General features: G+C 59.3%; 13 protein-coding genes. All 13 read left to right on the top strand.

The annotated features are described in order from the left end of the window. Positions 1 to 8 precede the first annotated feature (8 nt). Complete coding sequence (treS, locus tag ACP0KA_RS13670) at positions 9 to 3,296, top strand: maltose alpha-D-glucosyltransferase (protein ID WP_424629308.1); 3,288 nt, start codon at positions 9 to 11, stop codon at positions 3,294 to 3,296. Beyond that, positions 3,293 to 5,440 carry a 1,4-alpha-glucan branching protein GlgB gene (gene glgB, locus ACP0KA_RS13665; RefSeq protein ID WP_424629307.1) on the top strand — a complete coding sequence of 716 codons (2,148 nt, stop codon included), beginning with the start codon at positions 3,293 to 3,295 and terminating at the stop codon, positions 5,438 to 5,440. The genes treS and glgB overlap by 4 nt, the downstream gene beginning before the upstream one ends. 1 nt (position 5,441) lies before the next feature. After that, positions 5,442 to 7,520, top strand: coding sequence for a glycogen debranching protein GlgX (gene glgX / locus ACP0KA_RS13660; protein ID WP_424629306.1), 2,079 nt, complete (start codon positions 5,442 to 5,444; stop codon positions 7,518 to 7,520). Then, on the top strand, positions 7,517 to 9,280 hold the full coding sequence (treZ, locus tag ACP0KA_RS13655; RefSeq protein ID WP_424629305.1) for a malto-oligosyltrehalose trehalohydrolase: 1,764 nt from the start codon (positions 7,517 to 7,519) through the stop codon (positions 9,278 to 9,280). The genes glgX and treZ overlap by 4 nt, the downstream gene beginning before the upstream one ends. Next, complete coding sequence (treY, locus tag ACP0KA_RS13650; RefSeq protein WP_424629304.1) at positions 9,280 to 12,105, top strand: malto-oligosyltrehalose synthase; 2,826 nt, start codon at positions 9,280 to 9,282, stop codon at positions 12,103 to 12,105. The genes treZ and treY overlap by 1 nt, the downstream gene beginning before the upstream one ends. A 443-nt stretch (positions 12,106 to 12,548) precedes the next feature. Beyond that, the gene (locus ACP0KA_RS13645; protein ID WP_424629303.1) at positions 12,549 to 15,017 is read left to right on the top strand and encodes a glycogen/starch/alpha-glucan phosphorylase; all 2,469 of its coding nucleotides are present in this window, start codon (positions 12,549 to 12,551) and stop codon (positions 15,015 to 15,017) included. A 138-nt stretch (positions 15,018 to 15,155) separates the two neighbouring features. After that, positions 15,156 to 17,258: a transketolase gene (gene tkt / locus ACP0KA_RS13640; RefSeq protein ID WP_424629302.1), complete on the top strand. Its 2,103-nt coding sequence runs from the start codon at positions 15,156 to 15,158 to the stop codon at positions 17,256 to 17,258. Then, on the top strand, positions 17,255 to 20,104 hold the full coding sequence (locus ACP0KA_RS13635; protein ID WP_424629301.1) for a bifunctional transaldolase/phosoglucose isomerase: 2,850 nt from the start codon (positions 17,255 to 17,257) through the stop codon (positions 20,102 to 20,104). Before tkt ends, ACP0KA_RS13635 begins: the two co-directional genes overlap by 4 nt. A gap of 9 nt (positions 20,105 to 20,113) precedes the next feature. Beyond that, positions 20,114 to 21,124, top strand: a complete 1,011-nt coding sequence (gene gnd / locus ACP0KA_RS13630; RefSeq protein ID WP_424629300.1) for a phosphogluconate dehydrogenase (NAD(+)-dependent, decarboxylating) — start codon at positions 20,114 to 20,116, stop codon at positions 21,122 to 21,124. 20 nt (positions 21,125 to 21,144) lie between these two features. After that, positions 21,145 to 22,665 carry a glucose-6-phosphate dehydrogenase gene (zwf, locus tag ACP0KA_RS13625; RefSeq protein ID WP_424629299.1) on the top strand — a complete coding sequence of 507 codons (1,521 nt, stop codon included), beginning with the start codon at positions 21,145 to 21,147 and terminating at the stop codon, positions 22,663 to 22,665. Beyond that, positions 22,662 to 23,426 carry a 6-phosphogluconolactonase gene (gene pgl / locus ACP0KA_RS13620; protein ID WP_424629298.1) on the top strand — a complete coding sequence of 255 codons (765 nt, stop codon included), beginning with the start codon at positions 22,662 to 22,664 and terminating at the stop codon, positions 23,424 to 23,426. Before zwf ends, pgl begins: the two co-directional genes overlap by 4 nt. Continuing rightward, on the top strand, positions 23,410 to 23,952 hold the full coding sequence (locus ACP0KA_RS13615) for a gluconokinase (RefSeq protein ID WP_424629297.1): 543 nt from the start codon (positions 23,410 to 23,412) through the stop codon (positions 23,950 to 23,952). Before pgl ends, ACP0KA_RS13615 begins: the two co-directional genes overlap by 17 nt. Continuing rightward, positions 23,949 to 24,755: a Cof-type HAD-IIB family hydrolase gene (locus tag ACP0KA_RS13610; protein ID WP_424629296.1), complete on the top strand. Its 807-nt coding sequence runs from the start codon at positions 23,949 to 23,951 to the stop codon at positions 24,753 to 24,755. The genes ACP0KA_RS13615 and ACP0KA_RS13610 overlap by 4 nt, the downstream gene beginning before the upstream one ends. Positions 24,756 to 24,765 lie beyond the last annotated feature (10 nt).

Below are 24,765 nucleotides of genomic sequence, written 5' to 3'. Positions count from 1 at the left end.
GTGCGGCCATGAACGTAATGTCGCCAATCGAGATGGCAGCAACAGCCACCGAGAATGAGCTCTGGTACAAAGACGCGATCATCTATCAGTTGCACGTCAAGGCTTTCGCTGACAGCAACAACGATGGCATCGGTGATTTTGCCGGTCTTACCGAGAAGCTGGATTACTTGCAGGACCTTGGCGTCACGACGTTGTGGCTGTTGCCGTTCTTTCCGTCGCCGGGTCGGGACGACGGTTACGACATCGGGGACTACGGCGCGATCAATCCTGACTTTGGCACGATGAAAGACTTCCGCCGTTTCATTGCGGAAGCCAAACGGCGCGGCTTGCGCGTCATCATCGAGCTGGTTGTCAATCACACTTCCGATCAGCACGATTGGTTCAAGCGGGCGCGCCGCAGTTCGCCGACGTCCAGTGCGCGGAATTGGTACGTCTGGAGCGATACCGACCAGAAATACCAAGGCACCCGGATCATTTTCACCGACACCGAAAAATCGAACTGGACATGGGATCCAGAGGCCGGCGCGTTCTACTGGCATCGCTTCTTTTCTCACCAGCCCGATCTCAACTTCGACAACCCACGCGTGGTCAGTGCGGTCGTGCAGGTGATGAAACGCTGGCTGGACGCCGGTGTCGATGGATTCCGGCTCGACGCGATTCCCTATCTCTGTGAACGCGAAGGCACCAACAACGAGAACCTCCCGGAAACGCACGCGGTCATCAAGAGACTGCGCGCGGAGCTCGACGCCTACGCGAAGGGCAAGGTGCTTCTGGCGGAAGCCAACCAGTGGCCGGAAGACGTGCAGGAATATTTCGGCGACGGCGACGAATGCCACATGGCCTATCACTTTCCGCTGATGCCACGCTTTTACATGGCCATCGCGCAGGAAGACCGCTTTCCGGTCACGGACATCCTGCGACAGACTCCCGACGTTCCCGCAAATTGCCAATGGGCGCTGTTCCTGCGCAACCACGACGAGCTGACGCTCGAAATGGTGACCGACGTGGAGCGGGATTACCTGTGGTCGACCTACGCCAACGATCCACGCGCGCGGATCAATGTCGGCATTCGCCGCCGGCTTGCGCCGCTGATGGACAACGACCGGCGCAAAATCGAGCTGATGAACTCCCTGCTCCTCTCGTTTCCGGGCACGCCGATCATTTACTACGGCGACGAAATCGGGATGGGAGACAACATCTATCTCGGTGACCGCAATGGCGTGCGCACGCCGATGCAATGGACGCCGGACCGCAACGGCGGCTTCTCACGCGCCGACCCGGCACGGCTTTATGCCCCGCTCATCATGGACCCCGTTTATGGCTATGAGTCCGTCAACGTCGAAGCGCAGTCGCGAAGCCTGTCCTCGCTCCTGAGCTGGACCAAGCGTCTCATCTCGGTCCGCAAATCCAGCCTTGCGTTCGGCCGTGGCACCATCACGTTTATCCGCCCCTCCAACCGGTCCGTTCTCGCCTATGTCAGGCAGTATGAAGACGACGTGATCCTCTGCGTCGCCAATCTGTCCCGTTCCGCGCAGGCGACCGAACTGGACCTCGCGCAGTGGAAAGAGCGCGTCCCGCAGGAGATGCTGGGCCGGACCAATTTCCCGCCCATCGGCGAGCTGCCGTATCTGGTAACGCTCTCGCCTTATGGCTTCTATTGGTTCAGGCTGACCGAAAAGCCGCCGACCTCTCCCGAGCAGCATATGCCGGTGCCGGAGTTCGAAACTCTGGTCGTCCCGCATAATTCGACATGGATGACGCTCAGCCGCACGCGGATGATTTTCGAACGGGATGTGTTGCCTGCATATCTCGCACGGACCCGCTGGTTTCCACAGCGCTCAGCTGCCGCAATCACCACAAAGGTGACCGCTGCCATTCCATTCGCTCACGAAGGCGAATCCCGGCCATGGCTCACCATCTTCGAAACCGAGCAAAACGGAAAGATGACGCGCTACGCGATGCCGATCCGTATCGATTGGGTGCGATTTGACCGCGAGCGCTATAACCCAAGGGCGCTGGCCGCCGTCAGGCAAGCCTCGCGTGAGGGAACGTTGTTCGATGTTGCGACCGACAGGGATTTCATCAAGCAGCTCCTCGCCGATGTACGGCTGTCGGATAGGATCACCGAACATGGCAGAAGTCTCGAATTTCATGCCAGCGAACGGCTGGCGACGATTCCCGATACTCCGTTTGAATCGGTTCATCCGGTCGAAACCGAGCAATCCAACAGCACCACGCTGGTGGACGAAACCTTCGTCGTGAAGCTGTACCGGAAGCTCGAAGCAGGCCCCAATCCGGAAATCGAGATGGGCCGATTCCTGACGGACATCACCAATTTCGCCAACACACCCGCTTTGCTTGGCTCGGTCGAAGTGGTGGAGGGCGAGGCCCGAAGCGCGCTCGCGATCGTTCACTCGTTTGTTTCCAATCAAGGCGATGGTTGGGTCCTGACGTCCGGCTATCTGGACCGATACGTTGATGAGCAGCGGCTCCTCAGCGGCAGCGATCAGGCCCCGGAGAGCGAAGAGCAGAATGCCTATGCCCGTTACATGCAGCAAACCGGCAAGCGTGTGGCAGAGATGCAGGTCGCGCTGGCGAGCCGCGATGACATTGATGCATTCAGGCCCGAAGCCATCACGACTGAAGATGTCGATCGGTGGATCAGCAATATCATGGCCTGTGCCGAGCGTGTTTTTTCTGGATTACAGTTCCTCGGCAAAGCAGCGAAAGACGCCGATCGTGTTTTGATCGACGAGTTGATGAAACATCAGGACGGCCTTTCAAGGTTCCTTGAGGGTCTTCTGCCGCGCGACCTGCATGGGTTGAACATTCGCCATCATGGCGATCTTCATCTCGGTCAGTTGCTGATCGTGAAAGACGATATCTTCATTATCGACTTCGAGGGCGAACCGCGGCGCTCGCTGGTGGAACGCCGCCGTAAGGCGCCTGCCGCTCGCGATATCGCAGGGCTGATCCGCTCCATCGACTATTCCACTGCGGCTGCCTATGAACGCGCCCTGCAGGTCACTGCCGATGAAACCGGGCAACTTGCAGCCGGCCTTGAGATATGGCGAACGAATGCGGTCGCGGAATTTCTTTCAGCCTATCATGAAAATCTGAGCGACGAGCGGCTCTGGCCTACGGATGCAGCAGCTGCCACGCGATTGCTCAATTTCTTCCTGGTGGAGAAGGTCTTCTACGAAATCGAATACGAATTGTCGCATCGTCCCGAATGGCTGCGCGTGCCGCTCAACGGCGCGCTGCGCATTCTTGCTTCCGGAGACGAGACCGTATGACGAAACTTCCGGCAGAGGCTTATGCGATCCTTGAAGGCCGCCATTCCGATCCATTTCATTATCTCGGCCTCCACGTTGAGAACAACAAATCGGTCGTTCGTGCATTTCTGCCCAACGCGTCGCTTGTGGAAGCCGTCGAGGAAAGCGGAGAAAGCGCAGTACTGGAGAAGGTGCACGACGCGGGCCTGTTTATCGGGCCGGCTCCAGGTCCATCTAAGCGCTACAAGCTGCGCGCAACTTTCGGTGAGAACGTCGTGGAGCTTTACGATCCGTACGACTTCCCTCCAATCCTGACAGATTTCGATCTCTATCTGCTTGGCGAAGGCAACCACCAGCGGCTCTACGATAAGCTCGGCGCGCATATGATGACGCTCGACGGCGTTCGCGGCGTCGCGTTCGTGGTATTCGCGCCGAATGCCAAACGCGTCAGCGTCGTCGGTGATTTCAATTTCTGGGACAACCGCCGTCACGCTATGCGCGTTCGCGGACAGGGCTACTGGGAGATCTTCATTCCAGGTGTCACCGCGGGCGATTGCTACAAGTTCGACATTGTCGGACCAAACAATCAGCGCTTGCCGCTGAAGGCGGATCCGCTCGCGTTCGCGACTGAGATGCGCCCGAATACGGCATCGGTCGTCATCGACGAAGCGCGGCTGCCTCCGCCGTTTCCCATTGCCGGGCAACCAAACAGACTCAGCGCACCGATGTCGATCTACGAGGTTCATCTCGGATCGTGGCGCAAGAAGGAAGGTAATCACTGGCTGACCTACCGCGAACTCGCGGAGACACTGCCGCAATACGTCCGTGATCTTGGCTTCACCCATATCGAATTCCTGCCGGTCAGCGAGCATCCCTTCGATGGCTCCTGGGGCTATCAGCCGACAGGTCTCTTTGCTCCAACAAGCCGGTTCGGAAAGCCGGAAGACTTCGCCGCACTTGTGGACGCCTGCCACAAGGAAGGATTGGCAATTCTACTCGATTGGGTGCCCGGGCATTTCCCTGACGATCCACACGGTCTCGCCATGTTCGACGGCACCGCGCTCTACGAGCACGCCAATCCGCTGCAAGGGCGACATCTCGATTGGGGAACGCTGATCTACAACTACGGACGAACCGAAGTTGTCAACTTCCTCGTCTCCAACGCCCTGTTCTGGCTTGAGCGTTACGGGATCGATGGCCTGCGTGTCGACGCCGTCGCCTCAATGCTCTACCTCGATTACAGCCGGCCTGCCGGTGGATGGATTCCAAATAAATACGGCGGCCGTGAAAACATCGAGGCCATCGAATTTTTGCGACGGTTCAATACCGAAGTTTTCGCGAAATTTCCGAATGCGACCACCGCGGCCGAAGAATCGACCGCATGGCCACAAGTCTCCCGCCCCGTTGAATTCGGCGGTCTCGGATTCGGCTATAAGTGGAATATGGGTTGGATGCACGACACGCTGAACTACGTCAGCAAGGATCCCATCCATCGCCGATACCATCACGACCAAATCCTGTTCGGCCTGCATTACGCCTTCTCCGAAAACTTCATCCTGCCGCTCTCGCACGATGAAGTGGTGCACGGCAAACGCTCTATCCTCGGCCGCATGCCCGGCGATGACTGGCAGCGCTTCGCCAATCTGCGCGCCTATTACGCTTTCATGTTCGGCCATCCAGGCAAGAAGCTGCTGTTCATGGGCAGCGAATTCGGCCAGGAGCGGGAGTGGAATCACGATCACTCTCTCGATTGGCATCTGCTGGGCCAGCCTAAGCACCGCGGTATCCAGTCAGTGATCCGCGACCTCAACAATCTATATCGCACACTGCCGGCGCTTCACGAACTCGACTGCGATCCGGCGGGCTTCGAATGGGTCGTCACTGACGATGCGGACCGCAACGTCTTCGTCTGGATACGCAAAGGCAATGCCGCGCGTGATCGCTGTCTGATCGCCGTGAATTTCTCGCCAAGCGTCTATCACGACTATCGTGTCAAAGTCCCCTTCCCCGGTCACTGGCGTGAGGTCTTCAATTCGGATTCCTCGCACTATGGCGGCACCAATGTCGGAAATGTCGGCCAGATCAAAACACTGGAGGGCCCCGTCCCCTATCTCGATCTGACGGTGCCTCCGCTTGCCGCAATCTTCCTCGTACCGGACATGTGATATGCGTCGCTTGTCTGCTGGCACGAACCATCGTCTCGGAGCAACCTGGGACGGGCGCGGCACGAACTTCGCACTTTTTTCTGTCAACGCAGAGAGGGTGCAACTTTGCCTGTTCGACAGCCAGGGCCGCCGCGAGATCGAGCGTCTGGATCTGCCGGAACGCACGGAAGACGTCTGGCATGGCTATCTCAACGATATCTCCCCCGGACAGCTCTACGGATATCGCGTTTACGGCCCGTACACGCCGGAACAGGGTCATCGCTTCAACGCCAACAAGCTGCTGCTAGACCCTTATGCAAAACGGCTCGCCGGCCGGCTGGTGTGGAGCGACGCACATTTCGCGTATCGCACCGGCAGCTCCCGTGAAGATCTCTCGTTCGATCGCCGCGACAACGCCCGCGGCATGCCGAAGGCCGTTGTTGTCGACGAAACGTTCAACTGGGGCCGTCGAGAGAACCGTCCCCATGTGCCATGGGAAGATACGATTATCTATGAAGCGCACGCAAAGGGATTGACCCAGACGCGTCAGGATATGGCGCCCGGGATGCGCGGGACCTTTCGCGGCTTGTGTTCGCCGGCCATGATCGATCACTTCAAGCGCCTCGGCATCACCACGCTCGAACTGCTCCCCATCCACGGCTTCATCGATGATCGGCAGCTTGTCGAGAAGAAACTCGTCAACTACTGGGGCTACAATTCCATCGCCTTCTTCGCCCCCGAAACCCGCTACGCCGCTGACAACCCGCTCGACGTTTTCCGAACCACCGTGGCGCGCCTTCACGACGCAGGCATCGAGGTCATGCTCGACGTGGTCTACAACCACACGGCCGAGGGCAACCATATGGGGCCGACATTATCGTTTCGCGGCATCGACAATGCGTCCTACTACTGGCTGAAGCCGGATAATCCGCGCTTCTACGACGATTTCACCGGCACCGGGAATTCGCTCAACCTGACCCATCCGCGCGTCCTGCAGATGGTGATGGATTCGCTGCGCTACTGGGTCGAGGTTTGCCACGTCGACGGCTTCCGCTTTGATCTCGCCACAACACTCGCACGCGGTCCCAACGGCTTTGACCGCGGTCATTCGTTCCTGAATGCGGTGCGCCAGGACCCTGTGCTGGCATCCGCCAAGCTCGTCGCCGAGCCTTGGGACGTTGGCTTGGGTGGCTACCAGGTCGGGGCGTTTCCGTCACAATGGTCGGAATGGAACGACAAATACCGCTCGACACTCCGACGTTATTGGTCCGGCGAAGGACATCTCATCGGCGATGTCGGCGCACGCATGACCGGTTCGTCCGATACGTTCAACCATGACGGACGGACACCGCGCGCGAGCATCAATCACATCACTGTGCATGATGGTTTCACGCTGGCGGACCTGTTCAGCTACAACGAGAAGCACAACGAAGCCAACGGCGAAGACAATCGCGACGGCTCCAATGACAACAACAGCAACAATTGCGGCCATGAAGGCCCGACCGATGATCCGGCAATCATGGCGTTGCGTCGTCAGCTGCGAAAAAACCAGCTCGCCTGTCTGCTGCTGGCTCAGGGCGTGCCGTTGATTCTTGCCGGCGATGAAGTCGGAAACAGTCAGGACGGCAACAACAACGCTTATTGTCAGGACAATGAAGTCGGCTGGGTCAGATGGGACGGCCTTGGTCAGGACGGCGAAGATCTCACCGAATTCATCGGTCACATGACGGCTCTTCGCAATCGCTTTCCGCAAATCAAGTCCCAGCACTGGCTCGACGGACGGCGGCAAGACGGCTCTTACGGCGTCTTGTGGCTCACGCCAAGCGCCGCCGAGATGACTGATCAGGACTGGAATTTCCCTGAGGGGCGTTTCCTGTCCTACGTGCTCGGGCCTGTCGAAGACAACGATCCGCCGCTTTTCGTCGTGCTCAACGCTGCACCGGAAGCCATTGAGTTCACGTTGCCGAAGCTGCCCGAATACAAAGAGTGGACCCGCCTGCTCGACACCACAAAGACGGAACAGGACAGCGCGTCTTGCCAATCCGGCATTACGCAGGAAGCCCCGGCCCGGTCCGTCCTTGCCTTCGCGGGGGCGACATGAATGCCCATCGTTTCGAACCCAGGCTGACCGAAGACGGTATCACATTTTCACTGTGGGCACCGGCTGCGAAGACCGTCGATGTGATGATCGACGGTCTCCATGCGATGCAAAGAGACGATGCCGGGTGGTTTTCCACCCATGTCTCCGGTGCGAAAGGCGGCACGCGTTATCAATTTCGGATCGATGGCGAACTGGACGTCCCCGATCCCGCATCTCACTTTCAGCCGGCCGATGTCGCCGGCCCAAGCGAAGTCATCGACCACGCCGCGTATCGCTGGCGTGCTGACGACTGGCGCGGGCGTCCGTGGCAAGACACCGTCCTCCTCGAAACTCACGTGGGTACGTTCACGCCGCAAGGCACTTATCGCGCGATGATCGAGAAGCTCGATCATCTGGTCGCAACGGGTTTCACGGCGCTGGAGTTGATGCCGCTGGCCGATTTTCCCGGCCGCAGAAACTGGGGCTATGACGGGGTGTTGTGGTATGCGCCCGACAGCAGTTACGGCCGGCCTGACGATCTCAAAGCGCTGATCGACGAGGCCCATCTGCGCGGCCTGATGGTCTTTCTCGATGTGGTTTACAATCACTTCGGCCCGGAAGGGAATTTTCTAGGCCGATATGCGCCGACGTTCTTCTCAGAGTCCCAGACCCCATGGGGCAACGCGATCGATTATCGCATCCCGGAGGTTCGCCAGTTTGCCATCGGCAACGCGCTTCATTGGTTGAACAATTATCGCTTCGACGGCCTTCGGCTCGATGCCGTCCACGCCATCGCCGAGATGGGCGACATGCACATCCTCAACGATCTCAGCCGCGCCGTCGGCGAGTTCGCCAAAGCCAGCGGGCGTCAGATCCACCTCGTTCTCGAGAACGACGACAACAGTGCCACTCTTCTCGATCCCGTTACCAATCCACCGAACGGAAAATACCGCGCTCAGTGGAATGACGACTATCACCACGCCTGGCACGTGTTGCTGACAGGAGAGGCCGGTGGCTATTACGGTGATTATCCCACACCGCGCTCCAGCATTGCGCGGGCCCTGCGATCCGGATTTGCCTATCAAGGCGAGGCATCCGCGCATCGCGATGGCGTCTTGCGCGGCGAGCCGAGCGGCGATCTATCTCCACTCGCCTTCGTCAACTTCCTCCAAAATCACGACCAGATCGGCAATCGCCCGCTGGGTGATCGCCTGGAAGCGACAGCCAACTTCGCGGCCATTGAAGCCGCGTTAGCGATCACCCTGCTCTCGCCCATGCCGCCCATGATGTTCATGGGTGAGGAATGGGGCACGACATCGCCGTTTCCGTTTTTTTGTGATTTCCGCGGAGATCTTGCGGGAGCCGTGCGGCAAGGACGCCGAACGGAGTTCAGATCGGCCTATGAAAAATATGGCGACGAGATTCCAGATCCCTTGAGCGAGGCGACATTCAGGTTGGCTCAGCTCGACTGGAGCGAACGCAACCAGCCCGTTCATCATGCCCGCTTAACGCTGGTCGGCAAGCTGCTTGCAAATCGGCATGCCGAGATCACACCGCGTCTCGACGGCAGCCGCTTCGGCGACGCCAGCGTCAATGACGATGGGCTGCTTCTCGCACACTGGACCTTGGGAGACGGTGCGACGCTGCAACTGATCGCCAATCTGTCCGACGGCGTTGCCGCCATCCCGGCCTCTTATCAGGCGCGACGTCCAATCTGGGGAGAAATACCGCGCGACGAACTCGCCCCATGGGCCGTCGTTTGGGACCTGGGAGAGCGCTGATGCCCCGGCCTATTCCACTCGCGACCTATCGCGTCCAGCTCACATCGGAGTTCAATTTCGATGAGGCCGCGAAGATCGTCCCGTATCTCAAGCAGCTGGGCATCACGCATCTTTACGCATCTCCATTTCTGAAGGCGCGAAGCGGCAGCACCCACGGCTACGATATCATCGACCACAACGCGCTCAATCCGGAGCTTGGTGGCGAAGACGCCTTCAATCGGCTCAGTGCGGCTTTGAAGGCCAACGATCTCGGCCTCATTCTCGATTTTGTGCCCAATCATATGGGCGTGCACTTTGCTGACAATGCGTGGTGGCTGGACGTGCTTGAATGGGGACCGGCCTCCCCTCATGCCGCATCCTTCGACATCGACTGGGACACGCTGCCTTACCGGGTGAAGGGCGGAGTGCTTCTGCCTATTCTCGGCTCCTCCTACGGCGAGGCGCTTGAGCAGGGACAGATCGAACTCCGGTTCGATCCGCAGGAGAGCAGCTTTTCAGCCTGGTACTATGAACATCAGCTGCCGATCGCACCAGAACGTTACAGTGAGATGCTCCGCGTGATCGTCGCGGAAGCAGACGGCAGTCCTGCAACAACCGAAGCCGGCCAAAAGATTCTCGACCTCGCGGCGCGTTACACCGGGTTGCATCGCCCGAGCAGGTCCGAGGCGCCACAACTCAAGGCGGCACTGGCGAGCGATCCCGCCGTTCATTCAATGATCGAACGCGGGTTGAATGCCTATCGCGCCGGCCCCGATCGCGACACGCAGACAAAGGCGCTTCATTCGCTGCTGGAGCGGCAACATTACAGGCTAGCCCACTGGCGGCTGGCGACCAGCGAAATCAACTACCGGCGCTTCTTCGACGTCAACAGCCTGGCGGGCCTGCGTGTTGAAGACCAGAAGACGTTCGATGGCATTCACGGCCTGGTGAAGCGGCTGATCGCCGAAGACAAGTTGCAGGGACTGCGGCTCGATCATATCGACGGCCTGCGCGATCCTGTTCAGTACTGTCAGCGGCTGACACGACTCATTCGAGAGGCGCGCGGACACTCACGCCAGCCGTTCTATCTCCTCATTGAGAAGATTCTCGGCGAGCATGAGAAGCTCCCCAGTCTGCAAGGCGTTCACGGCACCACGGGCTACGAATGGCTCAATGCCATCACCCAGGTCCTGCTTGACTCTCATGGCATGGATCATCTGGACGAGGTCTGGCGGCAGGCGAGCAATATTCCGCCAAGGCTTGCGCCGGTGCTGGAAGAGTCCAAGCGCCGCGTGCTCGAAACGTTGCTGGCCAGCGAATTCACGGTGCTGTCCCGTCTGCTCGCCCGCATTGCCGGCGGACACTACTCGACCCGCGACTTTTCCGCCGACAGCCTGCGGCAGGCGTTCGAGCTCTACGTGATGCATTTCCCGGTCTACCGCACCTACATGACGGCGACGGGTCCATCTACCACCGACCGCGAACTGATCAATCGTACCATCGAGAGGGCACGCGAAGACTGGTTCGGCGCAGATGAAGGCATTTTCGATTTCCTGCGTGACGCACTGACGCTCGATCTGACGAAAGCCGACCGTGTGGCGCCCGGGAAACCACGCATCCGCCGCTTCGGCCTGAAGCTGCAGCAGTTCACCGGACCGATGATGGCGAAATCTCTGGAAGATACCGCCTTCTATCGTTTCCATCGGCTGCTGGCGCTCAATGAGGTTGGCGGCGACGCAGCAGCACAGGGCCTTTCGGTGGACGCCTTTCACGTCATGATGGGTGAGAGAGCTCATACGCGACCTCACGGCATGACTGCTACGGCGACCCACGACACGAAGCGCGGCGAAGATGCACGGACACGGCTGCTGGCGTTACCTGAACTGGCAGACGAATGGGCAAGCATGGTGGGGCGCTGGAAGGCAATGAACGCCCGTCACGTGACATCCGACCGCGACATGCGCAGCCCTTCGCTCGCGTTCGAATACATGCTGTATCAAGCATTGATCGGCGCCTGGCCCGATGTATTGGACAATTCGTTCGTCGACCGGATGAAAGCGTACGCGATCAAGGCGGCGCGTGAAGCCAAACTGGAAACCAGTTGGCTCAATCCGAATGCACATTATGAGACTGCGCTGGAGCGCTTTATCGAAGCCATCCTCGACAGATCCCGCTCAGCGGAGTTTATTGAATCCATCAAGGCATTTATTCACCGGACCTCGCTGCTCGGCGCATTGAATTCGCTCTCCCAAATCACCTTGAAAGCAATGATGCCGGGCGTCCCGGATTTCTATCAAGGAACGGAATTCTGGGATTTCTCGCTGGTCGATCCCGATAATCGACGGCCGGTTGATTTCGCCGCTCGCCAAGCCGCATTGACGGCGATCGAAAATCCGAACTGGGAAAGTTTGATCCAGAACTGGTCGGATGGCCGCATCAAGCTTGCGTGGACACGGGCGCTCCTCATGATGCGTCACGCGCTGCAGGATGTTTTCACTGACGGTGACTATGACCCCATCGCGGTCAGCGGCCCTGACAAGGAGCATGTCATCGCCTTCGCCCGCCGATCGAAATCAGACGCCGTTATTGTTGCCGTCGGCAGGCGCCTCGCAAAATTCAGTGACCATGGACGGGCATGGCCATACGAATCCATCGATGCGACGCTCGATTTGAGCAACTACGCGGGAGATTTCGAGACCGCGAACGTCAGCAAGGCAGCCATTCCCTGCCGCGCATTGTTTACGCGCTTTCCGGCAGCAATTCTAAGAGCGAAGGTTGTGCGGTCCTCAGCCAAGATGCCGTCACCCATGAGAAAGGCCGCCCGGGAGCATGGCCGGACGGCCTAGCGGATGTCGTGCCGACTCAGGGGTCGGTTCCCTCCTACCGCGGTGCTAAACTAATAAGGGATGACAAGCACATGCAATGATCCCACCTACCTGTTGGAACTTCTCAACACGAAATTCCTTATTGCACGGCAATATAATGGGCCAATTCCTGAGACGACAATGCCCAGCGACAACCTTCCAGCCGCTCCACGCGGCTCGATCCTGCTCAACATTCTGAGCTGTCCAGATTGCGGAGCAACCATGACACTGACTCATATCGTACCGGGTGACCCGGGGTATCAGCGGCTCACATTCAGATGCGAGACGTGCCATCGAAGTGAGACCATCGTCATTAAAACGAAGCTCAAAGATTAGACGTCAAATTGTGGCCGATAAGATTTGGTCACTTTGAGACCAATAATCGAAGATCGCTTTTAGGATCGTACTTCATCGGAATTGGTGGCATGAATATGCAATACAGCGGGCGCCTTGGAATGCAGCAGCCGGACACGGAAGATGTGGTTGCAGGCATCAAAAGCGCGATGCTTGCGAAAATCGTACTGATGGCGGGCAAGGACGCGAACCGCGCCACCAGCCGCGATTGGTATATCGCGGCTGCTCTGACGCTGCGCGATCGCATCATTCATCACTGGCTTCAGTCCAACCACGACGCCGACAGCAATGGCGAGAAGCGGGTCTACTACTTCTCGCTCGAATTCCTGATCGGCCGGCTGTTCACGGATGCCTTGACCAATCTTGACCTCGTCAAGCCGTTTCGGACAGCGCTGGAAGATTTCGGCGTCGATTTTGATGAATTGAAAACGATTGAGCCGGATGCAGCGCTGGGCAATGGCGGGCTCGGCCGGCTAGCCGCATGCTTCATGGAAAGCATGGCAACGCTGGGCATTCCGGCGCAAGGCTATGGTATTCGCTACGAGCACGGCCTGTTCCGTCAAATCATCTCTGATGGACAACAGGAAGAATTTCCGGAGCAATGGTTGCTGTCCGGAAATCCCTGGGAGTTTGAACGTCCCGAGGTCACCTATCGCATTGACTATGGCGGCCGCATTGGACGAGATGATCCCGAGCATCTCGAACGATGCATCTGGCTTCCGGACGAAACCGTTGAGGCTGTTGCCTACGACACCCCGATCGTCGGCTGGGGGAAGCATCACGTCAACGCGCTTCGGCTGTGGTCTGCACGCGCCGTTGATCCACTGAACCTCAAGGTCTTCAACAGCGGCGATCATCTCGGCGCCATGTCGGAGATGGCGCGGGCGCAGTCCATATCAAAATTTCTGTATCCAAGCGATGAGACGCCGGCCGGCCGCGAACTGCGCCTCAGGCAGGAGTATTTCTTCGTCTCGGCTTCGCTGCAGGATATCATCGCCCATCATCTGCAGGGCGACGGCGATCTGCGGACACTCTCGTCCAAAGCCGCCATTCAGATGAACGATACCCATCCGAGCCTGGCGGTTCCGGAATTGATGCGGCTGCTGGTGGATGAGCATCGGTTAGATTGGGATGAAGCCTGGCACATCACCAACAAGACGATCTCCTACACCAATCATACGTTGTTGCCGGAGGCGCTTGAAACGTGGCCGGTCGATCTGTTTCAAAGACTGCTCCCGCGCCATCTCGATATCATCTACCAGATCAACGACCGCAACCTTTCTGCGGCTGAAGCCCACGCGCCCGGTGACATTCGTTTCCGCGCGTCCGTCTCGCTCATCGACGAAACCGGCGGCCGTCGCGTTCGCATGGGCCACGTTGCCTATGTCGGATCGCACCGGATCAACGGCGTCTCCGCCATGCACAGCGAGCTGATGCGAAGCACCGTTTTTGCAGATCTCAATGCGCTCTATCCGGGACGGATCACCAACAAGACCAACGGCATCACGTTTCGCCGCTGGCTGCAGCAATGCAATCCCTATCTCGTCGAGATCCTGCGCGACGTATGTGGGGATGTCGTTCTGGATGATCCCTCTCACCTGCGAGAGCTGGAGAAGCTGGCGGATGATCGCGCCTTCCAGCACCGCTTCATGTCGGCCAAGTTCAAGAGCAAGGTCGCGCTCGCCAACTCGATTGCAGCGCAGCTCGGCGTCCGCGTGGATCCGTCCGCGATGTTCGACGTTCAGATCAAGCGCATCCATGAATACAAGCGTCAGCTTCTCAATGCTCTCGAAACTGTCGCGCTCTATCTCGCCATCAAGAACGATCCCGGACGCAACTGGGCGCCGAGGGTCAAGCTGTTCGCCGGCAAGGCGGCAGCGAGCTACCAGCAAGCCAAGCTGATCATCAAGTTCATCAATGACATCGCGCTCACGATCAACAGCGACCCGGCCGCGCGCGATGTGCTCAAGGTTGCGTTCATTCCCAATTACAATGTGAGCGCGGCTGAAGCCATTGTGCCGGCGAGCAATTTATCCGAGCAGATTTCGACAGCCGGCATGGAGGCATCGGGCACCGGTAACATGAAGCTCGCATTGAATGGCGCTCTTACCATCGGCACGCTCGACGGCGCCAATATCGAAATTCGCGATCATGTCGGCGAAGAAAATATCTTCATCTTCGGTCTGCAAGCTGACCAGGTCGCCCAGCGCCGTGCGCAGGGGTTGGATGCGGTGCAGACGATTTCTCGCTCACCAATCCTGTCCGGCGTCATCGACGCGATTGATCGTGGAATGTTCTCGCCAAACGATCCGGGCCGCTTTACGCCCATCACGCACAGCCTGCGCCACCTCGACTACTACATGGTGTCGGCCGACTTCGACGACTACCACCGGATGCAACGCATTGTCGACGAGAAGTGGAATACGCCGGAGTGGGCGCGCATGAGCATTCTCAATGTCGCACGCATGGCATGGTTCTCTTCTGATCGCACCATCCGCGAGTATGCCGAAGACATCTGGGATGTCCCTTTCCAGCACTGATATCGTGAAAGGCTGAATCGCCGCGGTTGGCGTTCACAATCATTGGCGCGGTGGAACATTTGCCGCGATGCGCGGTTGCCCGTTCACACCGCCCCGGTTCCGGGGTGCATCACTGCGTCGCAAGTCCACGGATATCCCATGAGTACTGTGCAGTTGAACGACGGAAATCAAAGACGTCATGCAACTGATTCAATTGACGATCTTTGCGTCAATACCATTCGCACCCTGACCATTGATGCGGTTCAAAAGGCAAATTCGGGCCACGCCGGCACACCCATGGGCATGGCGCCGGTGGCTTACACGCTCTGGCAGGATGTGCTGCGCTACGATCCCGCCGAACCGCTCTGGCCCAACCGCGACAGGTTCGTACTGTCCGCAGGCCATGCATCCCTCCTGCTTTATTCGTTGATTCACCTCTCCGGCGTGAAGCGCTTGCGGGACGGCCAGGTTACGAACGAGCCTGCGATCTCCCTTGACGACATTAAGGCCTTCCGTCAGATCGACAGCGTGACGCCAGGGCATCCTGAATATGGCCACACGACCGGTGTCGAGACAACGACCGGTCCGCTCGGACAGGGCTGCGGCAACAGTGTCGGCATGGCGATTGCCTCGCGCTGGCTCGGCGCGAAATACAACAAGCCTGGGCTCACGCTGTTTGATTTCGATGTCTACGTGATTTGCAGCGACGGCGATCTGATGGAAGGCGTCGCCAGCGAAGCCGCATCGCTCGCGGGGCATCTCGGTCTCGACAACCTTTGCTGGATCTACGACAGCAACACCATCACCATTGAAGGCCACACCGACCTCGCCTTCAGCGAGAACGTTGCCGAGCGCTTCCGTGGCTACGGCTGGCATATTGTCCACGTACCTGACGCCAACGATCGTCACCGCGTGCGCGAGGCGCTGGAGGAGTTCAAGGAGACCACCGGCCGCCCGACCCTGATCGTGGTCAACAGCATCATCGGCTATGGTGCACCGGACAAGCAGAACACCGCATCGATCCATAGCGACGCCCTTGGCGAAGATGAAGTTCGCAAGACAAAGAAGTTCTACGGTTGGCCGGAGGATGCCCAGTTTCTTGTGCCGGATGGTGTCTACGACTGCCTGGCAAAAGGGATCGGCAAACGCGGCGCAGCTTTGCGTGCCTCCTGGGAAAAGGCCTTCAGCGACTATCGCGACAAGCACCCAGGCGCCGCCGACGAGGTTATCCGCTGCCTCAAGCACGGCGTCCCTGACAACTGGGACCGCGACCTGCCGCACTTCGAGGCCGATGCGAAAGGAATCGCGACACGCGACGCGTCGGGCAAGGTTCTGAATGCTCTTGCGCAGCGGATGCCATGGGTCATGGGCGGCGCTGCAGACCTTGCACCTTCAACCAAGACCAAACTGTCGTTCGATGGCGCCGGGACACTGACGAAGGAAACGCCTGGCGGGCGAAACATGCATTTCGGCGTCCGCGAACATGCCATGGGCGCGATCGTCAACGGCATGGGCCTCTGTCACCTCCGGGGCTTCGGTGCGACCTTCCTGATCTTCAGCGACTATATGCGACCACCGATCCGCCTCGCCGCCTTGATGAGATTGCCTGTCTTCCACGTCTTTACCCACGACTCCATTGGCGTCGGCGAAGACGGTCCGACCCATCAGCCGGTTGAGCAACTGGCCGGATTGCGTGCCGTGCCGGGGCTGGTGGTTCTGCGCCCGGCAGATGCCAACGAAGTGCGCGAGGCTTATAAGGTGATCATGAGCCTGCGGGACGAGCCTGCGGTCCTCGTGCTCAGCCGACAGGCTCTGCCGATCTTCGACAGGAACCGCTATGCGTCAGCCGAGGGACTGGCGCGAGGCGCCTACATCATGGCCGATTCGGACCGTGGTCCACCGCAGGTCATTTTGATCGGCACCGGCAGCGAAGTGCAGCTCTGCATCGGCGCATATGAAACGCTGAAATCGCGCGGCATCGGCGCCCGCGTGGTCAGCATGCCGTCATGGGACCTGTTTGAGAAACAGGACAAGGCCTATCGGGACAGCGTTCTACCACCGGATATCACCGCGCGCGTCACCATTGAGCAGGCCTCCGTCATCGGCTGGGACCGCTACGCGGGGCCTTCCGGCGAGATCATCGGCATGCACACATTCGGTTCGTCCGCACCGCTCAAAGACCTTTTGAAAAAGTTTGGCTTTGCGCCAGAGAAGGTGTTGAGTGCTGCCCTACGCCAGATCGAACAGAACAAGAGATCATGAACCCAGTCAAAAAGCTTCAAAGTCATGGCCAGGCCGTCTGGCTCGATTTCCTCGCACGGGGCTTCATCGCCAAGGGCGATCTGAAGACACTGATCGAACGGGATGGTGTACGAGGCGTTACCTCCAACCCATCGATCTTTGAGAAGGCGATCGGCGGCTCCGACGAATATGACGATGCGATTTCAGCATTGTTGAAGCAGCATGACCGGCCCGTGGGCGATCTCTATGAGGCCCTTGCCGTTGAAGACATTCAACACGCGGCGGACGTTCTGAAACCGGTTTACGATGAGCTGAAAGGCGCTGACGGCTACGTCAGCCTGGAAGTATCGCCTTACCTTGCTCTCGACACCAAAGGCACCATTGCCGAGGCGGAGCGGCTTTGGAAGGCCGTCGGCCGCGACAATCTGATGGTGAAGGTGCCCGCGACCCCTGAGGGTTTGCCCGCCATTCGAAAGCTGATTTCAGAGGGCATCAGCATCAACATCACGCTGCTGTTCTCGCAAAAGGTCTATGCCCAGGTTCTGGAAGCGTACCTGAAGGGCCTCGAAACCTTCGTCGCGGGCGGGGGCGATCCAAGCAAGATCGCCAGCGTCGCCAGCTTCTTTGTCAGCCGCATCGATACGGCCGTCGACAAGCAACTCGACGAGAAGATCGCCGCTGCCAATGACAAGGATCAAAAGGCCCGGCTGGAAGCATTGAAAGGCAAGGTGGCGATCGCCAACGCCAAGCTCGCCTATCAGCACTATAAAAAGGTCATCGCCTCCGACCGCTGGAAAAAGCTTGCGGCCAAGGGAGCCAAGGTCCAGCGCTTGTTGTGGGCCAGCACCGGGACCAAGAACAAGGCGTACAGCGATGTGCTGTATGTCGAGGAGCTGATCGGCCGCGACACGGTGAACACCGTACCGCCTGCAACGCTCGATGCCTTCCGCGACCACGGCAAGCTCCGCGACAGCCTCGAAGAAAATATCCCCGAGGCGGAGAAGGTTCTTGCTGACCTCGCAAAAGCCGGCATTTCACTCGACGCGATCACAGACACCCTCGTCAAGGAAGGCGTTCAGCTGTTCGCCGAAGCGTTCGACAAGCTGCTGGGGGCCGTGGCGCACAAGCGCGCCACCATGCTCGGCGGTCGGATCGACGGCCAGACCATCGCCCTTGCACCAGACATCGAAAAAGACAGCAAAGCTCTGATGGAGCGCTGGCGCTCGGACGGCACCATTCGCAGATTGTGGGCACGCGACGCATCGGTCTGGACGGGCAAGGATGAGGCCAAGTGGCTCGGCTGGCTCGATATCGTTGAACGCGAGCGCAATGAGCTTTCGCGCTACGACGCGTTCGCAGGCTGGGTAAAGAGTCACGGCTTTACCGATGCCGTCGTGCTCGGCATGGGCGGCTCGAGCCTTGGCCCAGAAGTCCTGGCAATGACCTTCGGTCAGGCGGAAGGGTTTCCGAAACTTCGCATCCTCGATTCTACAGATCCTGCGCAGATTCGCCGCATCGAGGCCGCGATTAATGTTGGGAAGACGCTGTTCATCGTCTCGAGCAAATCCGGCGGCACCACTGAGCCCAACGCATTGATGGACTATTTCTTTGCCCGCGTGAACGAACAGACAAATGGCAAGGCCGGCGAACACTTTGTCGCCGTGACTGATCCGGGTTCGTCGATGGAGCAGGTCGCGAAATCGCGCGGCTTCGCCCAGGTCTTCTATGGCCTGCCCAGCATCGGCGGCCGCTATTCCGTGCTGTCGCCATTCGGCCTGGTGCCTGCCGCTGCGGCCGGCATCGATCTTGGAAAACTTCTGGAGTCTGCGGCTTCCATGGTGCGGGCCTGCGGTCCCGACGTTCCTCCCGGCGAAAATCCTGGTGTTCAACTGGGCCTCGCGCTCGGCGCCGCCGCCCAGCATGGCCGCGACAAGATCACGCTGACCGGGTCCAAGCAGATCGCAGATTTCGGTGCGTGGGCTGAGCAACTCATCGCCGAATCCACCGGCAAGAACGGCAAGGCGCTGATTCCGCTCGAAGGCGAGGCGCTCGGCAAGCCCGAGGTCTATGGCAACGACCGCGTATTCATCGACCTTCGCTTGAAAGACGACAGCGATAAATCGCGCGAGACAGCGCTTGCGGCGCTGGAAAAAGCCGGCCATCCGGTCATCCGTATTCAGGTGACAAATCCTGAGCATATCGGCCAGGAGTTCTTCCGTTTCGAAATGGCCACTGCGGTGGCGGGTGCCGTGATCGGTATCAACCCATTCGATCAACCCGACGTGGAATCCGCGAAGGTCAAGACCCGCGAACTCACGTCCGCCTTCGAGAAATCCGGCAAGCTGCCCTCCGAAAGCGCGGTGTCGTCCGACGGCGACATCGATATCTACACCGATGCCAAGAATGCTGATGCCCTGCGCAAGGCGGGCGCAAATGGCGATACCGCCTCATGGCTCAAGGCCCACCTCGGGCGCATCCAAAGCGGCGACTACGCGGCGATTTTGGCTTATATCGACCATAACGATGCCGATCTCGCAGTAACGCAGGACATGCGGATGGCGATCCGGGACAAGAAGCATGTCGCCACCTGCGTCGGCTTCGGTCCGCGCTTCCTGCATTCGACCGGGCAGGCCTACAAAGGCGGACCGAACAGCGGAGTCTTTCTGCAGATCACAGCGGAAGACGCCAACGATCTGCCCATTCCCGGCCACAAGGCGAGTTTCGGCGTGATCAAAGCGGCGCAGGCGCGCGGGGATTTTGACGTATTGACCGAGCGTGATCGCCGCGCATTGCGTCTGCATATCAAGGGCGATGTCACCAAAGGACTCGCAACCATCCGCGCGGCTGTTCAAAGCGCGCTGTCATAGGAACGACACATGCAGATCGGACTCGTCGGCCTGGGACGCATGGGCGGCAATATCGTTCGCCGCCTGATGACCAAGGGCCAGCATCAGGTTGTCGTCTACGACACCAACGTCAAGGCTGTGGCGGATCTCGCCTCCGCGGGCGCTACCGGAGCGACCTCGCTTCAGGATTTCGTCAAAAAACTGAGCGCCCCTCGGGTGGTCTGGGTGATGCTGCCCGCCGGCAAAATCACGGAAGAGACCATCGCAACGCTCCGCAAGAGCATGGAGAGCGGCGATACCATCATCGATGGCGGCAATACATTCTGGCAAGACGACGTCCGCCGCGCCGGTGAATTGAAAAGGATTGGCATTCATTATGTCGATGTCGGCACCAGCGGCGGCGTCTGGGGCCTCGAGCGCGGCTACTGCATGATGATCGGCGGCGAGACCGAGACCGTGAATCGCCTTGATCCCATCTTTGCAAGCCTCGCCCCCGGGCTTGGCGAGATTCCGCGCACGTCAGGCCGTGAGGAGCGCGATCCCCGCGCCGAGCAAGGCTATATCCACGCCGGTCCCGTTGGTGCAGGCCATTTCGTCAAAATGGTTCACAACGGCATCGAATATGGCCTGATGCAGGCCTATGCCGAAGGCTTCGATATTCTCAAGAACGCGAATATCGACGCCCTGCCCCCTGCGCATCGGTTCGACCTGAACATCCCTGACATCGCCGAAGTCTGGCGTCGGGGCAGCGTTGTCAGCTCGTGGCTGCTCGATCTCACGGCCGCGGCGCTGGCAAAGAACGACACGCTCGAAAACTACTCCGGGTTCGTCGAGGATTCGGGCGAAGGCCGCTGGACTATCAATGCAGCGATCGACGAAGCCGTGCCTGCGGAAGTGATCACGGCTGCGCTTTACGCCCGCTTCCGCTCGCGGAAGGAGCACACCTTTGCGGAGAAGATCCTTTCCGCCATGCGCCATGGCTTCGGCGGCCACACCGAGCCGCCCAAGCTCGGCGATGCCGGCAAGAAAGCTGCGGAATAAACAATTTAAAAGAGGTGCCGATGAGTTCTGATACCACCACCAAGCCCAGGGTCCCTGATTCATGTTGCTTTGTGGTGTTCGGCATCACCGGCGATCTCGCTCACCGGCTCGTGATTCCGGCACTCTACAATCTGGCCGAGTCCGGGTTGTTGCCCGAAAAGTTCTGCGTGGTTGGAATTACCCGCACGGAAATCCAAAGCGCGACGCTGAAAGACGACCTGATGAAGGCGCTGCAGCAGTTCGCAACGCGCCCCATCGACAAAGCCGTCGCGACGAAGCTGTTCGACTGCATCTTGAGTATCCATGCTGATCCTGCCGAACCTGGATCGTTCAAACGACTGAAGGACCATCTGGAGAGGATCGCCAAGACCGACGGCATCACGAATAATCTGTTCTACCTCGCCGTCCCGCCCAACGCCTTCAAGCCCATCGCCGAAGAACTCAGCAAGATGGGCCTCCTGACCGATCAGCCCGATGGCTGGCGCCGCCTGGTGGTCGAAAAGCCGTTCGGCACGGATCTCAAATCTGCAAAAGAGTTGAATCGCGATCTGCTGAAACTCGTCAATGAGCATCAGATCTATCGGATCGATCACTACCTCGGCAAAGAAACCGTACAGAACATTCTGGTGCTGCGCTTTGCCAACGGCATGTTCGAGCCGATCTGGAATCGCAACCATATCGACCATGTGCAGATCACCGTGTCCGAGATGCTCGACGTCGGTCGCCGCGGCAGCTTCTACGAATCGACCGGGGCGTTGCGCGACATGGTGCCCAATCACCTCTTTCAGCTGCTTGCGTTGGTCGCGATGGAGCCGCCGTCGCGGTTCGACGCGCATTCGGTGCGTTCGGAAAAAGGTGAAGTTCTCTCCGCTATCCAACTCCAGAGCGAAGACGAGGCGCTTAAGAACTCGGTTCGCGGGCAATACGTAGCCGGCCGCATTCGCGACAAGGACATTGACGATTATCGTCGAACCAAGAACGTCTCTCCCGACAGCGTGGTCGAGACCTATGCCGCGTTGAAGCTGACCATCGATAACTGGCGCTGGGCCGGCGTTCCGTTCTACCTGCGCACAGGCAAGGCGATGTCCGCGAAACGCACGGAAGTGGCGATCCGCTTCAAGGCGGCGCCCTTTTCGATGTTTCGCGCCACCGAGGTCGAGCGCTTATCGCAGAACTATCTCGTGATCGGTGTCGAGCCGACAGAGGGCATCACGCTCCAATTCAACACCAAGGTGCCCGGACCAACCGTCACCGTCGACGGCGTGGAGATGAAGTTCAAATACAAGGACTACTTCAAGTCCGCGCCGAGTACCGGTTATGAGACCCTGCTCTATGACTGCATGATCGGCGACAACATTCTGTTCCAGCGCGCGGACAGCGTCGAGGCGGGCTGGCAGGCCGTTCAACCCTTTATCGACGCCTGGAAGAAGGCCGGCGGCAACGGGCTTTCGCTCTACCGCGCCGGGACGGATGGTCCGAAGGAAGCCGATGAGCTCATCGAGCGCGACGGTCGCCGCTGGCGCCGGATCGACGGCGAATGAGCACGCCCGCCTCACAGCGCCGCACCACCGTTGTTGCCGGCGGCCAATCGCTGGCGGAAACCGCAGCCACGCGATTGATCGAACGCATCGCGAAAAACCCGCAGCAGGTGAGGATCTGCCTGACTGGCGGCTCAACACCGCGACGGCTTTATGAATTGCTGGCAACAGAGCCCTGGCGCGCGCAGATCCCGTGGTCGCGCGTCCACTGGTTTATGACCGACGATCGCTTCGTGCCGCAGGACGACCCGCTCAGCAACATCGGCATGGCTCGCGCAGCTTTTCTCGATGCATGCGCGCCCTCGGAAAATGTCCACGCCATCCCCACCTCTGCCGCGACACCGGATGAGGCCGCCGAGCGCTATGAGCGCGAGCTGAAATCGTTTCACACTGCGGCTTTGGATCACGAGCCGCCCTTGTTCGATCTTGTCCTGATGGGCATCGGCCCCGATGGGCATACGGCGTCCTTGTTTCCCCATGCGGCGGCGCTGGAAGAACACCAACGATGGGTCGTTGGCGTGGCACACGCGAATGTCGCGCCCTTCGTCCCCCGCGTCAGCCTGACGTTTCCCTGCCTGGCATCCACAGGGGAAATGCTCTTTCTGGTGTCCGGCGACGAGAAGCGCGATATTCTCACCCGCGCATTGTCCGGCGAAGATCTTCCGGCGATGCGGGCGCACGCAATGCGCGGCGAAACAGTTTGGCTGCTCGATCAAGCCGCAGCCCCGAGGAACATCGACAGCAGCCATGCAGGCTCCCACTAAGATTTCAGCCATCATCGTCATGGGCGTCTCCGGCTCCGGCAAAAGCACGATTGCTGCGGCGCTCGCCAAGCACATCGGCTTCGCGTGTGAGGACGGTGATTCCTACCATCCCGCCTCCAACGTCGCGAAGATGCACGCGGGCACTCCGCTGACGGACGAAGATCGTTGGCCGTGGCTCCAGGCCATCGCGGACGACATCGACCGCCGAGCCGCCACCGGCCGTCCATTCGTGGTGTCTTGTTCAGCGCTGAAACGCGCTTATCGGGATGTGCTTGTCCATGGCCGCCCAGATGTGCGGCTGGTGTACCTCAAAGGCACGCGCGATCTCATTGCGGAGCGATTGACGCTGCGAAAGGGCCACTTCATGCCGGCGTCCCTGCTCGACAGCCAGTTCGCGACGATCGAGGAGCCGACAGTGGACGAGAATGTTGTCGTTGTTGATATCGATGCGCCGGTCGACCGGATCGTAGCCACGATTGCCGATCGATTGCGGATGTCGCCAGAACCCGGATCCCTCGCCTCATGACGGCCATCAAGCTTCTGATCTCGGATGTCGACGGCACGCTGGTCACCAAGGACAAGCGTCTCACATCGGCTTCCATCGACGCCGTGCGCGAACTACGCGCACGAGGCATCCAATTCTCGGTCACCAGCAGCCGTCCACCTTTCGGCATGCGCATGCTGCGTGAACCGCTTAACCTCGATCTGCCGATGGGCGCCTTCAACGGTAGCTCTATTGTGCGCCCAGACTTGACTGTCGACGAACAGCAGACGATTCCCCGCAACGCGGTCAGGACCAGTCTCGCGTTGTTCGCCCGCCATGGGATCGACGTCTGGATTTTCACCAACGAGCATTGGATTATCCATCGCGACGACGGGCACTACGTCGCGCACGAAAAAAGAACGATCGATACGGATCCACTACTCGTTGCGGACAACGCCCCATATCTTGATCAGGTCTGCAAGATCGTCGGCGTCAGTGCCGACTTCGACCTGCTCGCCCGGTGCGAACCGGAATTGCAGACCACGCTGGGCGCGGATGCCCATGCAGCTCGTTCGCAGAATTACTATCTCGACGTCACTCCGCCGGGACACGACAAAGGCACCTTCGTGAAAGCAATGGCGAAGCGCCTGAACATCCCTCCGCAGGCCATCGCAACAATCGGTGACATGACCAACGACGTTCCCATGTTTCGCGTCAGCGGATTGTCCTTCGCGATGGGGAATGCAACAGATGCGATCAAGGCGCAGGCCGTCCATGTGACCGCATCCAACGAGGATGACGGCTTTGCCAAGGCGGTTGCGACGATCCTGACGCTGAACAACTGAACGCAGCCCG

The organism is Bradyrhizobium sp. SYSU BS000235 (assembly GCF_049747295.1).
Lineage (GTDB): Bacteria > Pseudomonadota > Alphaproteobacteria > Rhizobiales > Xanthobacteraceae > Afipia.
The sequence above is the reverse complement of the archived record's forward strand: the minus strand, read 5'-3'. Positions and strand labels throughout refer to the sequence as shown.

What these genes read in the sequence shown, in the direction of transcription:
- treS (WP_424629308.1), top strand. Translation starts at nt 9, where the DNA reads ATGAACGTAATGTCGCCAATCGAGATGGCAGCAACAGCCACCGAGAAT.
- glgB (WP_424629307.1), top strand. Translation starts at nt 3,293, where the DNA reads ATGACGAAACTTCCGGCAGAGGCTTATGCGATCCTTGAAGGCCGCCAT.
- glgX (WP_424629306.1), top strand. Translation starts at nt 5,442, where the DNA reads ATGCGTCGCTTGTCTGCTGGCACGAACCATCGTCTCGGAGCAACCTGG.
- treZ (WP_424629305.1), top strand. Translation starts at nt 7,517, where the DNA reads ATGAATGCCCATCGTTTCGAACCCAGGCTGACCGAAGACGGTATCACA.
- treY (WP_424629304.1), top strand. Translation starts at nt 9,280, where the DNA reads ATGCCCCGGCCTATTCCACTCGCGACCTATCGCGTCCAGCTCACATCG.
- ACP0KA_RS13645 (WP_424629303.1), top strand. Translation starts at nt 12,549, where the DNA reads ATGAATATGCAATACAGCGGGCGCCTTGGAATGCAGCAGCCGGACACG.
- tkt (WP_424629302.1), top strand. Translation starts at nt 15,156, where the DNA reads ATGAGTACTGTGCAGTTGAACGACGGAAATCAAAGACGTCATGCAACT.
- ACP0KA_RS13635 (WP_424629301.1), top strand. Translation starts at nt 17,255, where the DNA reads ATGAACCCAGTCAAAAAGCTTCAAAGTCATGGCCAGGCCGTCTGGCTC.
- gnd (WP_424629300.1), top strand. Translation starts at nt 20,114, where the DNA reads ATGCAGATCGGACTCGTCGGCCTGGGACGCATGGGCGGCAATATCGTT.
- zwf (WP_424629299.1), top strand. Translation starts at nt 21,145, where the DNA reads ATGAGTTCTGATACCACCACCAAGCCCAGGGTCCCTGATTCATGTTGC.
- pgl (WP_424629298.1), top strand. Translation starts at nt 22,662, where the DNA reads ATGAGCACGCCCGCCTCACAGCGCCGCACCACCGTTGTTGCCGGCGGC.
- ACP0KA_RS13615 (WP_424629297.1), top strand. Translation starts at nt 23,410, where the DNA reads ATGCAGGCTCCCACTAAGATTTCAGCCATCATCGTCATGGGCGTCTCC.
- ACP0KA_RS13610 (WP_424629296.1), top strand. Translation starts at nt 23,949, where the DNA reads ATGACGGCCATCAAGCTTCTGATCTCGGATGTCGACGGCACGCTGGTC.